Annotated in this window: 21 protein-coding genes; 9 read left to right on the forward strand and 12 right to left on the reverse strand. The window is 51.8% G+C overall.

The annotated features are described in order from the left end of the window. Positions 1-70 precede the first annotated feature (70 nt). Positions 71-361: a CopG family ribbon-helix-helix protein gene (locus DYY67_RS05745; protein WP_166391553.1), complete on the forward strand. Its 291-nt coding sequence runs from the start codon at positions 71-73 to the stop codon at positions 359-361. Next, positions 349-639 carry a type II toxin-antitoxin system RelE/ParE family toxin gene (locus DYY67_RS05750; protein ID WP_166391555.1) on the forward strand — a complete coding sequence of 97 codons (291 nt, stop codon included), beginning with the start codon at positions 349-351 and terminating at the stop codon, positions 637-639. Before DYY67_RS05745 ends, DYY67_RS05750 begins: the two co-directional genes overlap by 13 nt. Before the next feature lie 107 nt (positions 640-746). Here the strand turns inward: DYY67_RS05750 and DYY67_RS05755 are convergent, their stop codons facing one another. Then, positions 747-983, reverse strand: coding sequence for a thioredoxin family protein (locus tag DYY67_RS05755; RefSeq protein ID WP_166391573.1), 237 nt, complete (start codon positions 981-983; stop codon positions 747-749). 40 nt (positions 984-1,023) lie between these two features. On the opposite strand from DYY67_RS05755, the gene DYY67_RS11575 reads away from it, so the two are divergent. The 3 genes from DYY67_RS11575 to DYY67_RS05770 all read left to right on the forward strand — a co-directional run bounded on the left by DYY67_RS11575 (position 1,024) and on the right by DYY67_RS05770 (position 4,582). Continuing rightward, positions 1,024-1,695 carry a hypothetical protein gene (locus tag DYY67_RS11575; protein ID WP_320415985.1) on the forward strand — a complete coding sequence of 224 codons (672 nt, stop codon included), beginning with the start codon at positions 1,024-1,026 and terminating at the stop codon, positions 1,693-1,695. Between the two features lie 1,409 nt (positions 1,696-3,104). Beyond that, a complete protein-coding gene (locus DYY67_RS05765) occupies positions 3,105-3,650 on the forward strand; it encodes a hypothetical protein (protein WP_255492885.1) in 546 nt (181 codons plus the stop codon). A gap of 371 nt (positions 3,651-4,021) precedes the next feature. Then, positions 4,022-4,582, forward strand: coding sequence for a hypothetical protein (locus DYY67_RS05770; RefSeq protein ID WP_166391559.1), 561 nt, complete (start codon positions 4,022-4,024; stop codon positions 4,580-4,582). 1,666 nt (positions 4,583-6,248) lie between these two features. Here the strand turns inward: DYY67_RS05770 and DYY67_RS05775 are convergent. The 7 genes from DYY67_RS05775 to DYY67_RS05805 form a co-directional block, all read right to left on the reverse strand. Next, entirely contained in the window at positions 6,249-6,653 is a 405-nt protein-coding gene (locus tag DYY67_RS05775; protein WP_166391561.1) for a hypothetical protein, read from the reverse strand. A gap of 1,771 nt (positions 6,654-8,424) precedes the next feature. Then, positions 8,425-9,354, reverse strand: coding sequence for a replication protein RepA (locus tag DYY67_RS05780; protein WP_166391563.1), 930 nt, complete (start codon positions 9,352-9,354; stop codon positions 8,425-8,427). Positions 9,355-9,375: 21 nt separating this feature from the next. Beyond that, positions 9,376-9,657 (reverse strand): ribbon-helix-helix domain-containing protein, encoded by a 282-nt coding sequence (locus DYY67_RS05785; RefSeq protein ID WP_166391565.1) that lies wholly within the window; start codon positions 9,655-9,657, stop codon positions 9,376-9,378. 20 nt (positions 9,658-9,677) lie between these two features. Further along, positions 9,678-10,298: a ParA family protein gene (locus DYY67_RS05790; RefSeq protein WP_166391567.1), complete on the reverse strand. Its 621-nt coding sequence runs from the start codon at positions 10,296-10,298 to the stop codon at positions 9,678-9,680. A 235-nt stretch (positions 10,299-10,533) separates the two neighbouring features. Further along, positions 10,534-10,854 carry a transcriptional regulator gene (locus DYY67_RS05795; RefSeq protein WP_166391569.1) on the reverse strand — a complete coding sequence of 107 codons (321 nt, stop codon included), beginning with the start codon at positions 10,852-10,854 and terminating at the stop codon, positions 10,534-10,536. A 2-nt stretch (positions 10,855-10,856) separates the two neighbouring features. After that, positions 10,857-11,183 (reverse strand): type II toxin-antitoxin system RelE/ParE family toxin, encoded by a 327-nt coding sequence (locus DYY67_RS05800; RefSeq protein ID WP_168711845.1) that lies wholly within the window; start codon positions 11,181-11,183, stop codon positions 10,857-10,859. A gap of 156 nt (positions 11,184-11,339) precedes the next feature. Next, complete coding sequence (locus DYY67_RS05805; RefSeq protein WP_166391571.1) at positions 11,340-11,933, reverse strand: recombinase family protein; 594 nt, start codon at positions 11,931-11,933, stop codon at positions 11,340-11,342. Positions 11,934-12,131: 198 nt separating this feature from the next. Here DYY67_RS05805 and DYY67_RS05810 point away from each other — a divergent pair, with 198 nt between their 5' ends. Then, positions 12,132-12,422 (forward strand): CopG family ribbon-helix-helix protein, encoded by a 291-nt coding sequence (locus DYY67_RS05810; RefSeq protein WP_166391553.1) that lies wholly within the window; start codon positions 12,132-12,134, stop codon positions 12,420-12,422. Then, positions 12,410-12,700 (forward strand): type II toxin-antitoxin system RelE/ParE family toxin, encoded by a 291-nt coding sequence (locus DYY67_RS05815; RefSeq protein ID WP_166391555.1) that lies wholly within the window; start codon positions 12,410-12,412, stop codon positions 12,698-12,700. The genes DYY67_RS05810 and DYY67_RS05815 overlap by 13 nt, the downstream gene beginning before the upstream one ends. 106 nt (positions 12,701-12,806) lie before the next feature. On the opposite strand, the gene DYY67_RS05820 is transcribed toward DYY67_RS05815, so the two are convergent. From DYY67_RS05820 to DYY67_RS05830, 3 genes are all read right to left on the reverse strand, one after another. Next, complete coding sequence (locus tag DYY67_RS05820) at positions 12,807-13,043, reverse strand: thioredoxin family protein (protein ID WP_166391573.1); 237 nt, start codon at positions 13,041-13,043, stop codon at positions 12,807-12,809. Between the two features lie 130 nt (positions 13,044-13,173). Next, on the reverse strand, positions 13,174-13,482 hold the full coding sequence (locus tag DYY67_RS05825; protein ID WP_166391557.1) for a type II toxin-antitoxin system RelE/ParE family toxin: 309 nt from the start codon (positions 13,480-13,482) through the stop codon (positions 13,174-13,176). Then, complete coding sequence (locus DYY67_RS05830; RefSeq protein ID WP_445082575.1) at positions 13,479-13,784, reverse strand: ribbon-helix-helix domain-containing protein; 306 nt, start codon at positions 13,782-13,784, stop codon at positions 13,479-13,481. Before DYY67_RS05830 ends, DYY67_RS05825 begins: the two co-directional genes overlap by 4 nt. 1,239 nt (positions 13,785-15,023) lie before the next feature. Here DYY67_RS05830 and DYY67_RS05835 point away from each other — a divergent pair. Together DYY67_RS05835 and DYY67_RS05840 are read left to right on the forward strand one after the other, a co-directional pair. Beyond that, complete coding sequence (locus tag DYY67_RS05835) at positions 15,024-15,812, forward strand: hypothetical protein (RefSeq protein WP_166391575.1); 789 nt, start codon at positions 15,024-15,026, stop codon at positions 15,810-15,812. 270 nt (positions 15,813-16,082) lie between these two features. Next, on the forward strand, positions 16,083-16,643 hold the full coding sequence (locus DYY67_RS05840) for a hypothetical protein (protein ID WP_166391559.1): 561 nt from the start codon (positions 16,083-16,085) through the stop codon (positions 16,641-16,643). A 2,083-nt stretch (positions 16,644-18,726) separates the two neighbouring features. Here the strand turns inward: DYY67_RS05840 and DYY67_RS05845 are convergent. Next, a complete protein-coding gene (locus tag DYY67_RS05845; protein WP_166391577.1) occupies positions 18,727-19,134 on the reverse strand; it encodes a hypothetical protein in 408 nt (135 codons plus the stop codon). Positions 19,135-20,053: the final 919 nt, after the last annotated feature.

Consider the following 20,053-nt stretch of genomic DNA (forward strand, 5'->3'; position numbering starts at 1 on the left):
GCGGTAAAAGACCGCTTGCCAGCAACGACATCTTGTAGTATTACTCGGTAATACTAGGAGAGAACATAACATGAACACCACCACAATAAGCCCTGTGGCTGTCAAAATTGACGCGGCTCTAAAAAACAGGCTGAAGCGGTTAGCCAGCCTGCGGCAACGCAAACCCCACTGGCTGATGCGCGAAGCGATTGCTCAGTATGTAGAGCGGGAAGAACAACGCGAAGACTTCAAAAAGGAAGCCCTCACTGCATGGAAGGACTATCAGACAACGGGAAAACATGTCACGGGTGATGAGGTCATTACATGGCTGGAAACATGGGGTGAGCAACAAACAAAGCCCGCTCCCAAATGCCACAAGTAATCCTTACCGAACGTGCTATCCGCAATCTTGAACGGGTGCAGGAATTTCTCCTTACAAAAACCCCTGTCAGCGCAAAGCGGGCAGGACAAGCCATCATCAAAAACATCAGGTTACTCAAGAGCAACCCACAAATCGGGCGGCAGGTAGAAGGGATGCTGCCGGAATTCCGCGAACTCATTATTCAGTTTGGTGATAGCGGCTATGTGGCGCTGTATCACTATGCAGGCGATGTTGTGACGGTCTTAACGATCCGCCATCAAAAAGAAGCAGGCCATTAGGTGAAAACGTGCTGGAGTACAAAAAGGTATTTTCAAGAGGAAAAGCGCAAATCGCAGAGGGAACGGCTCCACACACTTTGACAGGCGCGTGGAGCCGCAATATCAAATTACTTCAGGGCGTCGAGTCCGGCTCCGAAGTTAATATGAAACGGCTGCCCCTCAAGCACGAGGGCCGGTACGGACTTGACCCCCGCAGCTTCAGCCTCAGTGATGCGACCCTTCTGCTCTCCCAAATGCACGATCTCGACGCTGTAGCGTGAGCGGTCAAGCGCATTCGCGACGTTCTTTTCCGCGTCAACGCATACCGGACACCCTGCGTGGTAAAACACGGCCTTCTTGCTCATGTAGCCCCTTACAAATGTGGTTGTGATGACAAACTGCATCATGCTCGCTTCGAACATAGCCGTCGTCAGACATGGCGGTCAAGGGTCGTTGAGGGCGTATTTGTATTTCCAAAAATGGTTCCTTGCTGCGTCAGTGAATAAATCCGCCTTGCTCAGCGATGGCGGCAGCATCCCGCGCACCATGAAGAACCCGGACGACGATAAGTGTTCTCTTGGTGACTTGGTAGTAAATGGCATACGGATGGTGAAACGTCACCCGCAAGCCCGTGCCGAGTTGGTCGCGGGTCGTGCCAATCAGTGGAGAGTGGCGTGCCACATCTATTGTCTTGGTAATCCGGTCAAGGTAACGGGTTGCAGTCGGTTCACCCGCTTCGGTCGCAATGTATCCCCAGATTTCCGCAAGGTCGGTTTCCGCTGCATCGGTGAGGTGAAGGGTCAAGGCTTGGCTGATAACTTCCTCCCTTTGGCGATGATGCGCTTTTTATCAAACTTACGCACCGACCGGCGCAATATCCGCCAATCCTTTATCGATATCCGCTTTCAGTGCCGCGAACTCATGAGACTGGAATGCCCGCCGCTGTTTCCACTCGCGCACAGCTTCTCGCACGACTTCACTGGTAGAGGCATAGTCCCCATCGTCAACCGCCGTCTTGATAACCGCTGCCATGTCAGTAGGCATGGTGGATGGTCATGCGTTCAATACTCGCCATAGCGTCCTCCGTGTATGATTCATAATTCATACTTTATCATACTATTTTACTAAGGCAACCGGGGATTACGGGCAGCAATCTGAAACAGACTTATGCAACAGTCAAGAGCGAGTGTTTAGGCGGGTTGTGGTGTTGTTGCAGAAGTTACCACTTGTGAAACAGGAGAGAGGAATCCAATGAGTTCCCGCCTGATACGCTTGTCGAAGTAAAGAATGCATCGTAAGTCTCATGGGGCGGGAGGTGAGGTGCACCCCTTGTCCGGATCATTGATACCGTTCCATTGTATCGTAATCTTACTTGTTCCGGCTCTCGTCGCGTTTGCATTCGATGTCGCAGTCGGTGAAGGCTGAACGTTAGCAGAAACTCCTGCATCCAACTCTTTTGTAGCGTCAGCTTCGATGATAACGGAAGCAAGCTTTAGGCACGTGATGGATTGGGGCGCGCCAGTTTTCTTCTGTTCGAGTTCCCACATTTTCAGCGCGGCAGTAACATCTGTGATGTCATGTTGTAAGTTCCTCTTCGTACACCCAGCTGTCGCAACTAAGACCATAAGAATCAATCCAACCCTTAGATGTAATTGCATACCACCCTCTCAGGTTCGATCAAGAGATTCGATGTGCGAGTTTGAAGGACGGGTATTCTAGAAGGCACCTCAGTTCGAAGCAATCGGGTCGAATAGGTTCTCACTTATGCAACGGAAGACATCTTGCATGAAACCAGCATGGAGTGAACTTCATCTCTGGAGAAAAAAGTGAGGTGTGTCGCGCCAGAAGCGCACTGAGTGTTGAGTCCGCTTCTCGGCTCCTTCTCAAAAAACTTGATGTCTTCTGTGTTGCCCCACTGCTCCCCTGTCCGACCCGTTGGTGATGAGAGGAATACCCCCTGCTCTCCGAGACCAGCTCGGGTGGGCTGAGCGGATGAACTATCCGACTTCCCGGGTGGGTCACAAACCAAGCCACCAGTCGGATGTCATTCGACCTGGAGCCGAAGCGTTTCTTCAATTCATCTATTGCTTGCCTTCTCCGGACAATGCCGTAGGCTACCCAGAGAGATATCCCAATCGTTCTTCTACCAGGGAGGTGCCCATGGAGATGGTTTTAGCAACGCTTCTTCCGTGCCCGTCCGTTCAAAGGGAGGCGCATCATGCGCAACCCTCCGTCGCTTTCTTCTCTGCCTGAAGCGGTGACCCATTTCAAATCGGATAGCAAATTTTAATTATGTGTCGAACTGGAGCGGTTCTACGCTCCGCAGACAAAGGAGTGAAAGAGAATGATGATTAATTGGAATGGCGGTCAGCTCATCACCCTCAACCCTGGAGATACGGCGACTTGTGCCGGCGGACTTAACCCCGGCCAGGTTTATGCGATCTTTTTATATAATTCTGCCAACAATGACGCCAATGCGCCGGTGAATGTCGTGTGGAGTAACTCGCAACCGCCGGTACCGGTCACTGTCCCAGGCACCACGGCCAAAGCAAGGTCTGGCGGCGCTATGTTTCGTATCGGGCGACGATACGAATACGGTCAGCATCTCGCTCGGTCAGAGCGCCTCAGGTGTACAAGTCCAAGCGTTTCTCGGAAGTGTGAAGATGCCGGTCAATACGTCCGGCATTAACAACATCGCGTTACCTCTCGACGGCCAGAACCATGCCTTCAACGCCTTCACCCGGTTTTATGCCGTGCCGCAGAGCCATTGGTATTCAGGGCAACTCCAAAGCGACATCAACCAGTTCATCTCGGTACAGTTCAAGGAAGCGAGCGCTATCGTGAATATCGTCAATAAGCTCGTCGATCCAAGTACCGTTATTAAATATGCTGGTCCCAGCATCCAGCAGCCGAATGTAGTTACAATAAATCCATCAGACAGCCAAACGATTTCCTGGAATCTTCAGGGAATGGGACGCAATTGGTCTGGATCAATGCCGACAGTGTACAAAATTCCCAAAGTGCGACAATAAGCGTCCAATCGCTCGCGGCGGTTTACGACGCCTATAATCGAGGGTCGTTTGAAGAGTTGGAGGCGAAGGTCATGGCGAAGGCAAAAGCGGCGCGACCCTAAGTCTCAGGATCGTCAGCACCCTGATGTGAATGCTTCAGGGTGCTGACGATCCGACACGGCATACCTGTATGTTCTGGCCTAATCCAATTATAAAAGAGCGCGATCCCTAGAAAGGGTGCCTGGCGAGGGCATGCTTATACCACATCCGCAAGAGAGACTCTTACGTGAGGGGCGGGCGTTTCATAACTGACCACTTCTGAAACAGGCAGCCTATACTTTTTGGCAACACATTGATAACATCATCCATACTTGTTCCTATCACGTTACGTGATGACATTTCTCGTTCACCAAGGCGGAGCCGGCAAGACGCCCCCCACCGCCGACACCATCGTGGTGTTGACGGCGCGAAGCCCTGAACGCATCATCCGTGAGGGCGGTTCGCAAGCGTGGGTGCTCAACCCCGCCCGCGCGAAGCAATGCACCTGGCTGCTCTGCACCCAAAATCGCCATCACCCCGACCCTGAGTTTTCGGATGCCACAGAACCGCACGGCATGGGCTTCCTGCTCGGGCGGATTGCGACCGTGCAGAAATCGAACGACCATGAGGGTCCCGGGGTCCGCTGGCTCATCGCCCTTCGCGAGTACGCGCGGATCCAGCTTCCCAAGGCCTGGGATCAGGGGCGCAATCCCGTGCGCTACCGGGCCCTCGCCGACTTCCGGATCAATCTCGACAAGGTGACGTTTCAGCCGATGCCGCTGGAGGAGAAGCCGCCGCCGCGGCGGGCCGGACACCCCGCGCCGAGCATCCTCACCCTCGCGGAGGCCAAGCGGCAGCTGGCGGACACCTTCGGCGTCAAGCCGGAGGCCGTCGAAATCACGATTCGCGGCTGAGAGCCGGGGAAGGGGGCGGCCCTGGCGCGCCAATCCACGCCGGCCCCGTTCTGTGAGGGACGCCCGCGAGGAGCCGCGCACCAACCGGGTAGCGCATTCTGTCAGGGAAACGAGCGCGGCTACATGTCTGCTCTGAGGTCGGAGCTGGGGTTTGCTCACCCCCTCCATCCGCGAACGTCGATCAAGACCACCGCGCGGCACGGGTGTGCACGGGTGTGAATGGGTTAGGAAGGCGAAACTGGATACTTGGTACGCGGAGGGATACCAATATGGACTTCTCACGAAGAGACACGAAGAGACAACCAGGGATCACCGGCAAGACAGTGCTCTGTGAAAGCCTGATGAAGAGATCCATCCGTGAATCATTCACCATGATCACAGCTATTTATCTACCAGCGAGCGCAACCGCGCGAGCCGAGTGCGATGAGCCTGTTGTTGCAAATCGATGTGCTGCCCTCTCCGGGTAATTAAAATACATTCCGTCACAGGCTGATCAATAATTTTATCGGAGATTGAAATATGGCTGAGGGTACTTGTCGCTGCCTGGCTGAATAAATAAATAAATGAATAAATCATCAGATTGCCTGCATCTTTTTGTGCACTATTATTTATTTATTCCCAATGATTTTCACGACCCCAATGATTTGCCCGACGCGGACTAATTTACGAACATTGGTGTTTGTTCCGGTGCAGAACCAATTCATAGTCAATATGTGCCGCAGAATTATCTGCGAATCTCCCCCTGTTCACCAAAGCCGAAATATAGGTGAGAATCTTCTCTAGGGAAGGTCTGATTTATTCAACGTTCCGACAACTAATCAGCTCCATTCGCCGTGTTGTGCGTGCCAACTGAGTACAATCAGGAATTAATCAGACCTTCCTTAATAAATAAATGAATCATCAGATTGCCTACATCTTTTTGGGCACTATTATTTATTCCCAATGATTTGCCCGACGCGGACTGATTTAATAACATAGCGTTCTCCTTAATCGATGCCTTGGGCATTTTTAAAACAATAACTGGCAGGGATGTCCGTGTGAAAATGCCGGTGTTGTAGCGCGTACATACTGATTCCCCAGGGCCCTAATAGAAGCGGCCAGTTGCTGCCTTCTCTTCCGCTCCAGAAATTCCCTGTATTCGCGGCCCAATTTTCTTTATTGTATGCGTATAGACAGGTGTAGTGCTCCCCTAAAATCAAGCCATCTAAGGAAGGTCTGATTTATTCCTGATTGTACTCAGACCTTCCTTAGTTTTTCTGGTCTTGCGACAACACGGACGCCGAGTTAATAAAGCATTCCTCGATTGGCACAATGGCCTTTGTGAGACCTAACCCACCAGCAAACAGCCAGTTTGGCCAAGACGTATTGGCTGATCGAGAGAGCCCGGTATAGGCGTTGAGGCAATGCGCCCGCTCGAAATGTGTGAGGTCGTTACGCAATACCCAATATTCCGGCTTCGATCCAGCGCATCCGTACAGGGAGAACGACACCAATAATGAAATCATTTTAGGCATGGGTGACATCCTTTCCTGATGGTTGAGAAGTGTGAGAAATGTCGCTTGTTGCTGCAATAGGACTGGGGAGAAACTGAGAGATGAGCATCCCCAGCACGCTTATGGCAATGGCGATGCCGGTATACTGCTCGTAAACACGGTTTGAATAGTCCTTACGGTTTGATCTTCTCAATCGCTGTTAGTGACCCGTTAGCTCCGTATGTGAGATGATAGATCACGAGTCTGTCTTTGACGGCGATTTCAATCGGGGTAAAAATAAGTTCAGTCAAGAACAACGTAAAAAAATCACCCGCTAGGTATCCTACTGCTGTGAGCAGCTTGAGGCTCCAATGATGAGCACCAGGGTCTAATTTATACCGGTCATCGTATCCCCCCCCGGCCAGGGTGGTGAAGTTGTCAGGTTCGCCGAGTTCGGCGATCACTAAGGATCGTTGAACACCCATTTGAATGACATTTAGATCACCTCTTCTATTCTCGCGACTGGCCACCATGAGCACGGAACACCCCGACAGATTCAACAGAAGCAGGCACATGACGAACAGGTTTGGTTTACGCATTCTTCTTGCCCCCGCTAAGTAAAGATAATGAGAAAGGAGCTGGATACTTCCTCAGAGGAGGTTACGGCATTGGAAGGAGAAAGCAAGCACTCGCTGAATTGCGGCCGTGAGAGGCTGCGTCCCTCACGGTAAGGCGTTGGCCACGAGCGCCGCCAGGGCCGTCATCAGCACGCTCACCAGCGTGCGCTGGATTAGGGCTGCACCTGTTCGAGTTGCCGCTCGATGGTCATCAGCTTGGAAGTGTATTCCACTGCCTCCGTGGTCTCTCTGACGGGATCAGTCTGTTTCACAACGAGCGGCACCATGACCGCCTGTCCGTTGAGTGGGTGCTTGATGTGTGTGGATACTCTGAAGCGCGATGGTCACGCTCATCAAAGTTATCGAGGAATCCATAGAGCCGTCATCTTCGGCATACCCTGCCCGACGGTCAACGGACAAGTTAAGAGGTTCTCTTACTCGGGAAGTCCGCTGCATTTCCCATGGTGATGAGCTATGTGTTTTGTCCTCTTTGGCTTCACGAGCGGCGCATGCCGCCCGCTATAGCGGGGGAGGCTTCAAGGCTCGATGAGGGGGCACAGCCCCCGCATCTGTCTGAAGTTGTCCCTAGTGTGGGGTCACCAGCTATCGGAAATCTATCAGGTTTAACTAGAGGACATGTGAGGAGAAGTGGCCGTGGATCACCGCTTCTACGCCCAAATGACGACGGGTGGTTGATAAATCAATACTTCATTGTAAATCAATATGTTGTGACGTTGCTGAGGGGAAGTGGCCGTGCTTTTTCTTACACAGGATCACTCCGCGAGCGGTTGGCAGGGGCTACGTGCCGCCAATTAACCGCGGGACGGCACAGGCGGCGGGCTTATGGTCCAGCGTGAGGCCGTCTAGTGGCTCACTGGACCAGTCCGGTAAGCCGTCGTCTTGTTCGGGGTCCCCGTACAGTTGGCGGAGAACGTCGCGGTTTCACATCGCACACGATGTTATTTCAATCACTTATCATGCGTCCAGTGTCTGGAGCGACGGGCGGCGCGCCTTCTTGATTGGATAAGCCTTTTTCATTCACACTGCGCCAAATTCCTTCAAATGGACGGGAACCCCAGGCCCGCCCATCGGAAAAGCTCGAGTGAACGCTACCAGCGCGGGCCCTCCGAAAATCCGCGCGCGCCTTCCGGCCTCTCCAATTTCAAACGCCGGAAGGGGGCCCTGCCACCGCCCCCTCCGAACATGTTTTGAAGCGAAAGGGTGAAGGTTACACGAAAAGCGATTTAAAAGGGCATACAGGGGGGTAAATTTTGATGCCTTCCCCCCCCTTACCCTCACTCCGTTTCGTTGCTCTGTGGCCTTCCTAGGCGTTTTATGATGGCGTTCGATAGCATCCTGTGACCTCCCCCCTCCTCTGACACCCTTTTGAAGGCAATCTTCTTTCTTTCCTTTGGCTCTAGCCTGAGTTGAGGGAAAGAAACAAAGTCTTTTTCCAATGCCCTACTGAGGGCTTACTGGAAGAAGGCACTACCGGCAAATCATCTTTGGCTTTTCCCCTATTCCGAATCCAGATAACAAAGTTTTCCACAGTTCGGAACGAAACAACTACAGAAATTACTATATTTCTTTATTAAAGATAGGGGGGCTATTTCAGCGTATCATAGGGGGGCTATTTCAGCGTATCATAGGGGGGCTATTTCAGCGTGGATAACTTTTCTATTCAGTGTCGAATGTGGATAACTTTGGCAAATAAAGAATTACGGCAAATCAGGTGGTTATTAAGAAAGGTGGGCTATTTCAGGGTATCAAGATGATGGGTTAACTGTTGGGGTTTTAGTTTGATTGTAATGGCAGGATTGCAGGGTAAGACGCTCACGCCACCCCTGATATATTGAAGCCCTAAGTCAGGATAAACTTGTTGGATTTTTTTGAAAGCAGCTTTGGCTTTCTTTGAAAAGTCCTTTATGTCGTGGTTTTCTGTCCCTAATTGGTTATGAAGGATTTTCCACGAGATACTACGAGCCTGTCCATTTTGCTGTGTTCGGTAGGCGGTGTAGGTAGCCCAAGAATAGAGGTCTAACGCTAAGGGGCTGCTCTTTAAAGCTTTTAATGCTCGCATATCAACAGGAACCGGTGAGGAAGTAATAGCGGCAAAAAATTCCTCTCCTAACTGAATCCAGCTTTTCCAAAGGGTGCTTTGATGTGGTTGCTTCTCATCCCACCACAACATGCCTTTTGGTGCTACGTCCATGTTCATCCAGGCGTAACCTTTTTTTCCTTTTTGGTTGTGGCTCTGTTGAAAACTGATTTTGGCATTAAAGAGGCGTTCCATCTGTTCACGTATTCGTTTGGCATCGCTACGTTTCCCGCCCCTACTTGGATCAAGGTCAAGTTGACGCATGAATGAAGCTAAACTGTTACCGAGTTCAAGGCGGCGGTTCGCTGTTCGCAGTGCTTCGGTGGTTATCCAAAAGAGCAAAAGTCTGGGAATCGTGCCATAAGGTAATCCGTACTTCTTATCGGTGAGCGCATCATAACCAGCTTGCATACCCAAAACAAAATTGCCGTTGGTTCGACGCCATGTATCAGTTTTAGGGTTTCTGTGTGGCAAGGTTGCTTGAACAAGTTGGCGCGCGATAAAAGCAGCTTCCGCTTTATCGGGGTCAAGGCGGATGGCTACGGCAGCATCAAGGAAGTTTTCTTGTTGTGGAGTAAGTGGCATGGAACAATCGTATATTTGTGGTTAATTTTGTGAGCGGTGGTCGGTATCGGTATAGGGTTCCGGTTTGCCGTATTCCACAGCAAGTTGATTGATTGCACGTCCGAGAAGCTGTTTCAGGGTCAAGCCGCTTTCCGCTTCAATGAAGCGTAGAGCCTTGCGGACTTCAGGCGCATAAAACGCGCCTACTAAAACATCTTTAGATTGCTGCTTTGTCTTCGGTAGTACCGTGGGATTGGGTTCAAGTGGAACGGGTTTTCCGGCTGCGGCGGAAAGTGATTGTTTAAGCGCACTGTGTTTTTTCATATTAATATAATCCTAGAGCATTATAATAATCTATAAATATAGATATATAATTGTTTCATTTCAACAGCTGCTTTGCCGAGCGGGTCGAGTTCCCCGGCTGTCTTTCCAAGGTCTCCGGCGTCGGAATGAGCGGCACGATGAAACAACACAACAGGCGCAACCTTGAAGCCCTGCTCTATTAACCATTCCCGTGCGTCCTCGTGTCTGCGTCCCTGTACGGGAGCATCATTGATAAGAACCTCAGCAGGTGGCTTCCCTGCAAGATTGAGAATATCGGATACCGTGGTGAGAGTCTCTAAACTGGAAATATGCGGTTCGATTGGAATCAAAATCCGGTCGGCAAGCTTTGCCGCTTCAATGGCTATCTGTCCGGCATGGGGTGGGGTGTCAATGACGACAAAATCAACGCCCTCCGTTTTGGCTTGGTTTAAAACCTTTGGCAATCGTGCTGCTGGACTACATACAACAGCCAATCGGTCGGACTCTTCGCGTCGGTCGCTCCATTTACCAGTAGAAGCCTGTTGGTCAAGGTCGATTAAGGCAACTTTCAGACCTGTACGCATGGCTTCCACGGCTAAACCCTGCGCGGTGGTCGATTTACCACTACCGCCTTTTTGACTGATAACAGCAAGGGATTTCATCGCGAATTATCCTAGCATGTTATATTATAATATCACTATAGTTATATAGGTATAATATCATATATAATATGTGCTATATAAGACTAAAGGATTAGAGTCAATGGAAAGTCCAAAATACGTTTGCAAATTAGTGCGGCATTATAAGAGCGGGTGTTCGTTATTTTCGTCTTTCACAAACATGTTGTGTGGCGAATGGTTTTTACCTGCTCTTCCTCTAAAATGGCTCAGGAAAAAGTTAGTGCTTGGCAGGGCGCAGCTCAAAACTCAGACCTGCCTGCTTCTGTAAATAGCCAAGTACCGCAAACAGGTTCCGCGCCTGCGGATTACCGGATGGGCTGAACTGGCGCATCAGGCTTTTAGAAGGCATCTTGGTCGCTTTGGACAAGGCTCCAAAGCCGATAGTCGCATTAATGTAATCGCGCATCACTGCTTTGCCCGCTTCAACATCGCCTGAGACGAAGGCCTCAATTCCTTCGCGCAAGAGCGCGTCACGAAACGCCTTGTCCTTTTGCGCCCGCGTGCGAATGGTCTCCTTAAAATCATGTGTCAGTGGCATATTCATATCCCTTTCTTCCGTAATTTATAGTCCGCCCAGCGGGAAAGAGCCGTTTCAATGTCGCTGTTCTGTCTCCGCTTGGTGCCGCCTGCCAGAAGGATAATCAGAGCGTCTCCATCCTTCGCAAAATAAATCCGGTAACCCGCCCCCCAATCAATCCGGTATTCAAGCACACTGCTACCAACGCCATTGGTATTGGAGAAATTGCCCAGCTCCATCCGGGTCAACGCGATAGCGACTTTGGCACTTGCCGTAGCTTCCAACTCGTCAAACCACTCTTTGAACACCGCACGACCGTTTCGGTCGATGTAACCTCTCATCTCAATCATTTATAAATGGTACCACAAGCGTTACCATAAGCAAGAAGACATATCGCCTTCAGAAGTTTCATTTCCACACAAGGGATGCGATTCAGAGGTACCTAGTACGACAAACGACGCACCAGCTGTGAAGTAGGAGAAAAAGTTGTCGCGCATTCTCACGACTCATACAGAGTGGGGTCTGCTCAGGTGCAGATAGTTGAACACCGTGCGCGGCGATACGTTCAGCGCGTTGGCGATTTCGGGAACGGTCAGACCTTGCCGCCTGAGTTCCTGCGCTCGTTTCGGGGTAGCTTTCGTCGTGCCTGCCAGCCGTCCCTTGTACACCCCACGCTGACGGGCAAGGGCAATGCCGATAGCTTGCCGTTCTTTGGTGTGCTGCAATTCCATTTCGGCAATGCCAAAGAGCAAGCTGGCAATGAGATGTCCCACTGTGCCGCTCAGGTCGATTTGCTGCGTGACAGCAATCACCCGCACGTCACGTTTGCACCAGTCAGCGAGGATATTGATTCCGTCCTTGAGGCTGCGGGCGAGGCGGTCGAGTTTCCACACCACCACCGTCTCAATTTCACCCTTGAATATTGCGCTTTGTAATTGCTGAAACGCTGGACGCTGGAAATTAGTCGCGCTGTCTTTATCTTCAAACCAGCGCACCGCTTTCAACCGTTGCCGTGTGCGCCATGCTTCCAGCTCGGCGCGTTGGCTATCGGTCTTCTGTCCTCTGGGTGAGGACACGCGGATATAGAAGGCAGTACGCATGCACGTATGGGTACACCCTATATTGCAGTCTGTCAATCAAACAAAAACCCGCGCAAGGGAAAAGGTTATGAGGGATAAAAACACCAGCACCCTATTGTGCAGGGTTGGAAGCAGGGGAGAGGAGTAGAGCGGTAAAAGACCGCTTGCCAGCAACGACATCTTGTAGTATTACTCGGTAATACTAGGAGAGAACATAACATGAACACCACCACAATAAGCCCTGTGGCTGTCAAAATTGACGCGGCTCTAAAAAACAGGCTGAAGCGGTTAGCCAGCCTGCGGCAACGCAAACCCCACTGGCTGATGCGCGAAGCGATTGCTCAGTATGTAGAGCGGGAAGAACAACGCGAAGACTTCAAAAAGGAAGCCCTCACTGCATGGAAGGACTATCAGACAACGGGAAAACATGTCACGGGTGATGAGGTCATTACATGGCTGGAAACATGGGGTGAGCAACAAACAAAGCCCGCTCCCAAATGCCACAAGTAATCCTTACCGAACGTGCTATCCGCAATCTTGAACGGGTGCAGGAATTTCTCCTTACAAAAACCCCTGTCAGCGCAAAGCGGGCAGGACAAGCCATCATCAAAAACATCAGGTTACTCAAGAGCAACCCACAAATCGGGCGGCAGGTAGAAGGGATGCTGCCGGAATTCCGCGAACTCATTATTCAGTTTGGTGATAGCGGCTATGTGGCGCTGTATCACTATGCAGGCGATGTTGTGACGGTCTTAACGATCCGCCATCAAAAAGAAGCAGGCCATTAGGTGAAAACGTGCTGAGTACAAAAAGGTATTTTCAAGAGGAAAAGCGCAAATCGCAGAGGGAACGGCTCCACACACTTTGACAGGCGCGTGGAGCCGCAATATCAAATTACTTCAGGGCGTCGAGTCCGGCTCCGAAGTTAATATGAAACGGCTGCCCCTCAAGCACGAGGGCCGGTACGGACTTGACCCCCGCAGCTTCAGCCTCAGTGATGCGACCCTTCTGCTCTCCCAAATGCACGATCTCGACGCTGTAGCGTGAGCGGTCAAGCGCATTCGCGACGTTCTTTTCCGCGTCAACGCATACCGGACACCCTGCGTGGTAAAACACGGCCTTCTTGCTCATGTAGCCCCCTTACAAATGTGGTTGTGATGACAACTGCATCATGCTCGCTTCGAACATAGCCGTCGTCAGACATGGCGGTCAAGGGTCGTTGAGGGCGTATTTGTATTTCCAAAAATGGTTCCTTGCTGCGTCAGTGAATAAATCCGCCTTGCTCAGCGATGGCGGCAGCATCCCGCGCACCATGAAGAACCCGGACGACGATAAGTGTTCTCTTGGTGACTTGGTAGTAAATGGCATACGGATGGTGAAACGTCACCCGCAAGCCCGTGCCGAGTTGGTCGCGGGTCGTGCCAATCAGTGGAGAGTGGCGTGCCACATCTATTGTCTTGGTAATCCGGTCAAGGTAACGGGTTGCAGTCGGTTCACCCGCTTCGGTCGCAATGTATCCCCAGATTTCCGCAAGGTCGGTTTCCGCTGCATCGGTGAGGTGAAGGGTCAAGGCTTGGCTGATAACTTCCTCCCTTTGGCGATGATGCGCTTTTTATCAAACTTACGCACCCGACCGGCGGCAATATCCGCCAATCCTTTATCGATATCCGCTTTCAGTGCCGCGAACTCATGAGACTGGAATGCCCGCCGCTGTTTCCACTCGCGCACAGCTTCTCGCACGACTTCACTGGTAGAGGCATAGTCCCCATCGTCAACCGCCGTCTTGATAACCGCTGCCATGTCAGTAGGCATGGTGATGGTCATGCGTTCAATACTCGCCATAGCGTCCTCCGTGTATGATTCATAATTCATACTTTATCATACTATTTTACTAAGGCAACCGGGGATTACGGGCAGCAATCTGAAACAGACTTATGCAACAGTCAAGAGCGAGTGTTTAGGCGGGTTGTGGTGTTGTTGCAGAAGTTACCACTTGTGAAACAGGAGAGAGGAATCCAATGAGTTCCCGCCTGATACGCTTGTCGAAGTAAAGAATGCATCGTAAGTCTCATGGGGCGGGAGGTGAGGTGCACCCCTTGTCCGGATCATTGATACCGTTCCATTGTATCGTAATCTTACTTGTTCCGGCTCTCGTCGCGTTTGCATTCGATGTCGCAGTCGGTGAAGGCTGAACGTTAGCAGAAACTCCTGCATCCAACTCTTTTGTAGCGTCAGCTTCGATGATAACGGAAGCAAGCTTTAGGCACGTGATGGATTGGGGCGCGCCAGTTTTCTTCTGTTCGAGTTCCCACATTTTCAGCGCGGCAGTAACATCTGTGATGTCATGTTGTAAGTTCCTCTTCGTACACCCAGCTGTCGCAACTAAGACCATAAGAATCAATCCAACCCTTAGATGTAATTGCATACCACCCTCTCAGGTTCGATCAAGAGATTCGATGTGCGAGTTTGAAGGACGGGGTATTCTAGAAGGCACCTCAGTTCGAAGCAATCGGGTCGAATAGGTTCTCACTTATGCAACGGAAGACATCTTGCATGAAACCAGCATGGAGTGAACTTCATCTCTGGAGAAAAAAGTGAGGTGTGTCGCGCCAGAAGCGCACTGAGTGTTGAGTCCGCTTCTCGGCTCCTTCTCAAAAAACTTGATGTCTTCTGTGTTGCCCCACTGCTCCCCTGTCCGACCCGTTGGTGATGAGAGGAATACCCCCTGCTCTCCGAGACCAGCTCGGGTGGGCTGAGCGGATGAACTATCCGACTTCCCGGGTGGGTCACAAACCAGCCACCAGTCGGATGTCATTCGACCTGGAGCCGAAGCGTTTCTTCAATTCATCTATTGCTTGCCTTCTCCGGACAATGCCGTAGGCTACCCAGAGAGATATCCCAATCGTTCTTCTACCAGGGAGGTGCCCATGGAGATGGTTTTAGCAACGCTTCTTCCGTGCCCGTCCGTTCAAAGGGAGGCGCATCATGCGCAACCCTCCGTCGCTTTCTTCTCTGCCTGAAGCGGTGACCCATTTCAAATCGGATAGCAAATTTTAATTATGTGTCGAACTGGAGCGGTTCTACGCTCCGCAGACAAAGGAGTGAAAGAGAATGATGATTAATTGGAATGGCGGTCAGCTCATCACCCTCAACCCTGGAGATACGGCGACTTGTGCCGGCGGACTTAACCCCGGCCAGGTTTATGCGATCTTTTTATATAATTCTGCCAACAATGACGCCAATGCGCCGGTGAATGTCGTGTGGAGTAACTCGCAACCGCCGGTACCGGTCACTGTCCCAGGCACCACGGCCAAGCAAGGTCTGGCGGCGCTATGTTTCGTATCGGGCGACGATACGAATACGGTCAGCATCTCGCTCGGTCAGAGCGCCTCAGGTGTACAAGTCCAAGCGTTTCTCGGAAGTGTGAAGATGCCGGTCAATACGTCCGGCATTAACAACATCGCGTTACCTCTCGACGGCCAGAACCATGCCTTCAACGCCTTCACCCGGTTTTATGCCGTGCCGCAGAGCCATTGGTATTCAGGGCAACTCCAAAGCGACATCAACCAGTTCATCTCGGTACAGTTCAAGGAAGCGAGCGCTATCGTGAATATCGTCAATAAGCTCGTCGATCCAAGTACCGTTATTAAATATGCTGGTCCCAGCATCCAGCAGCCGAATGTAGTTACAATAAATCCATCAGACAGCCAAACGATTTCCTGGAATCTTCAGGGGAATGGGACGCAATTGGTCTGGATCAATGCCGACAGTGTACAAAATTCCCAAAGTGCGACAATAAGCGTCCAATCGCTCGCGGCGGTTTACGACGCCTATAATCGAGGGTCGTTTGAAGAGTTGGAGGCGAAGGTCATGGCGAAGGCAAAAGCGGCGCGACCCTAAGTCTCAGGATCGTCAGCACCCTGATGTGAATGCTTCAGGGTGCTGACGATCCGACACGGCATACCTGTATGTTCTGGCCTAATCCAATTATAAAAGAGCGCGATCCCTAGAAAGGGTGCCTGGCGAGGGCATGCTTATACCACATCCGCAAGAGAGACTCTTACGTGAGGGGCGGGCGTTTCATAACTGACCACTTCTGAAACAGGCAGCCTATACTTTTTGGCAACACATTGATAACATCATCCATACTTGTTCCTATCACGTTACGTGATGACATTTCTCGTTCACCAAGGCGGAGCCGGCAAGACGCCCCCCACCGCCGACACCATCGTGGTGTTGACGGCGCGAAGCCCTGAACGCATCATCCGTGAGGGCGGTTCGCAAGCGTGGGTGCTCAACCCCGCCCGCGCGAAGCAATGCACCTGGCTGCTCTGCACCCAAAATCGCCATCACCCCGACCCTGAGTTTTCGGATGCCACAGAACCGCACGGCATGGGCTTCCTGCTCGGGCGGATTGCGACCGTGCAGAAATCGAACGACCATGAGGGTCCCGGGGTCCGCTGGCTCATCGCCCTTCGCGAGTACGCGCGGATCCAGCTTCCCAAGGCCTGGGATCAGGGGCGCAATCCCGTGCGCTACCGGGCCCTCGCCGACTTCCGGATCAATCTCGACAAGGTGACGTTTCAGCCGATGCCGCTGGAGGAGAAGCCGCCGCCGCGGCGGGCCGGACACCCCGCGCCGAGCATCCTCACCCTCGCGGAGGCCAAGCGGCAGCTGGCGGACACCTTCGGCGTCAAGCCGGAGGCCGTCGAAATCACGATTCGCGGCTGAGAGCCGGGGAAGGGGGCGGCCCTGGCGCGCCAATCCACGCCGGCCCCGTTCTGTGAGGGACGCCCGCGAGGAGCCGCGCACCAACCGGGTAGCGCATTCTGTCAGGGAAACGAGCGCGGCTACATGTCTGCTCTGAGGTCGGAGCTGGGGTTTGCTCACCCCCTCCATCCGCGAACGTCGATCAAGACCACCGCGCGGCACGGGTGTGCACGGGTGTGAATGGGTTAGGAAGGCGAAACTGGATACTTGGTACGCGGAGGGATACCAATATGGACTTCTCACGAAGAGACACGAAGAGACAACCAGGGATCACCGGCAAGACAGTGCTCTGTGAAAGCCTGATGAAGAGATCCATCCGTGAATCATTCACCATGATCACAGCTATTTATCTACCAGCGAGCGCAACCGCGCGAGCCGAGTGCGATGAGCCTGTTGTTGCAAATCGATGTGCTGCCCTCTCCGGGTAATTAAAATACATTCCGTCACAGGCTGATCAATAATTTTATCGGAGATTGAAATATGGCTGAGGGTACTTGTCGCTGCCTGGCTGAATAAATAAATAAATGAATAAATCATCAGATTGCCTGCATCTTTTTGTGCACTATTATTTATTTATTCCCAATGATTTTCACGACCCCAATGATTTGCCCGACGCGGACTAATTTACGAACATTGGTGTTTGTTCCGGTGCAGAACCAATTCATAGTCAATATGTGCCGCAGAATTATCTGCGAATCTCCCCCTGTTCACCAAAGCCGAAATATAGGTGAGAATCTTCTCTAGGGAAGGTCTGATTTATTCAACGTTCCGACAACTAATCAGCTCCATTCGCCGTGTTGTGCGTGCCAACTGAGTACAATCAGGAATTAATCAGACCTTCCTTAAATAAATAAATGAATCATCAGATTGCCTACATCTTTTTGGGCACTATTATTTATTCCCAATGATTTGCCCCGACGCGGACTGATTTAATAACATAGCGTTCTCCTTAATCGATGCCTTGGGCATTTTTAAAACAATAACTGGCAGGGAATGTCCGTGTGAAAATGCCGGTGTTGTAGCGCGTACATACTGATTCCCCAGGGCCCTAATAGAAGCGGCCAGTTGCTGCCTTCTCTTCCGCTCCAGAAATTCCCTGTATTCGCGGCCCAATTTCTTTATTGTATGCGTATAGACAGGTGTAGTGCTCCCCCTAAAAATCAAGCCATCTAAGGAAGGTCTGATTTATTCCTGATTGTACTCAGACCTTCCTTAGTTTTTCTGGTCTTGCGACAACACGGACGCCGAGTTAATAAAGCATTCCTCGATTGGCACAAATGGCCTTTGTGAGACCTAAACCCCACCAGCAAACAGCCAGTTTGGCCAAGACGTATTGGCTGATCGAGAGAAGCCCGGTAATAGGCGTTGAGGCAATGCGCCCGCCTCGAAATGTGTGAGGTCGTTACGCAATACCCAATAATTCCGGCTTCGATCCAGCGCATCCGTACAGGGAGAACGACACCAATAATGAAAATCATTTAAGGCATGGGTGACATCCTTTCCTGATGGTTGAGAAGTGTGAGAAATGTCGCTTGTTGCTGCAATAGGACTGGGGAGAAACTGAGAGATGAGCATCCCCAGCACGCTTATGGCAATGGCGATGCCGGTATAACTGCTCGTAAACACGGTTTGAATAGTCCTTACGTTTGATCTTCTCAATCGCTGTTAGTGACCCCGTTAGCTCCGTATGTGAGATGATAAGATCACGAAGTCTGTCTTGACGGCGATTTCAATCGGGTAAAAATAAAGTTCAGTCAAGAACAACGTAAAAAAAATCACCCGCTAGGTATCCTACTGCTGTGAGCAGCTTGAGGCTCCAATGATGAGCACCAAGGGTCTAATTTATACCGGTCATCGTATCCCCCCCCCGGCCAGGGTGGTGAAGTTGTCAGGTTCGCCGAGTTCGGCGATCACTAAGGATCGTTGAACACCCCATTTGAATGACATTTAGATCACCTCTTCTAATTCTCGCGACTGGCCACCATGAGCACGGAACACCCCGACAGATTCAACAGAAGCAGGCACATGACGAACAGGTTTCGGTTTACGCATTCTTCTTGCCCCCCGCTAAGTAAAGATAATGAGAAAGGAGCTGGATAACTTCCTCAGAGGAGGTTACGGCATTGGAAGGAGAAAGCAAGCACTCGCTGAATTGCGGCCGTGAGAGGCTGCGTCCCTCACGGTAAAGGCGTTGGCCACAGAGCGCCGCCAGGGCCGTCATCAGCACGCTCACCAGCGTGCGCTGGATTAGGGCTGCACCCTGTTCGAGTTGCCGCTCGATGGTCATCAGCTTGGAAGTGTATTCCACTGCCTCCGTGGTCTCTCTGACGGGATCAGTCTGTTTCACAACGAGCGGCACCATGACCGCCTGTCCGTTGAGTGGGTGCTTGATGTGTGTGGATACTCCTGAAGCGCGATGGTCACGCTCATCAAAAGTTATCGAGGAATCCAATAGAGCCGTCATCTTCGGCAATACCCTGCCCGACGGTCAACGGACAAGTTAAGAGGTTCTCTTACTCGGGAAGTCCGCTGCATTTCCCATGGTGATGAGCTATGTGTTTTGTCCTCTTTGGCTTCACGAGCGGCGCATGCCGCCCGCTATAGCGGGGGGAGGCTTCAAGGCTCGATGAGGGGGCACAGCCCCCGCATCTGTCTGAAGTTGTCCCTAGTGTGGGGTCACCAGCTATCGGAAATCTAATCAGGTTTTAACTAGAGGACATGTGAGGAGAAGTGGCCGTGGATCACCGCTTCTACGGCCCAAATGACGACGGGTGGTTGATAAATCAATACTTCATTGTAAATCAATATGTTGTGGACGTTGCTGAGGGGAAAGTGGCCGTGCTTTTCTTACACAGGATCACTCCGCGAGCGGTTGGCAGGGGCTACGTGCCGCCAATTAACCGCGGGACGGCACAGGCGGCGGGCTTATGGTCCAGCGTGAGGCCGTCTAGTGGCTCACTGGACGCAGTCCGGTAAGCCGTCGTCTTGTTCGGGGTCCCCGTACAGTTGGCGGAGAACGTCGCGGTTCACATCGCACACGATGTTATTTCAATCACTTATCATGCGTCCAGTGGTCTGGAGCGACGGGCGCCGCGCCTTCTTGATTGGATAAGCCTTTTTCATTCACACTGCGCCAAATTCCTTCAAATGGACGGGAACCCCAGGCCCGCCCCATCGGAAAAGCTCGAGTGAACGCTACCAGCGCGGGCCCCTCCCGAAAATCCGCGCGCGCCTTCCGGCCTCTCCAATTTCAAACGCCGGAAGGGGGCCCTGCCACCGCCCCCTCCGAACATGTTTTGAAGCGAAAGGGTGAAGGTTACACGAAAAGCGATTTAAAAGGGCATACAGGGGGGGTAAATTTTGATGCCTTC

The organism is Candidatus Nitrosotalea sp. TS (assembly GCF_011319465.1).
Lineage (GTDB): Archaea > Thermoproteota > Nitrososphaeria > Nitrososphaerales > Nitrosopumilaceae > Nitrosotalea.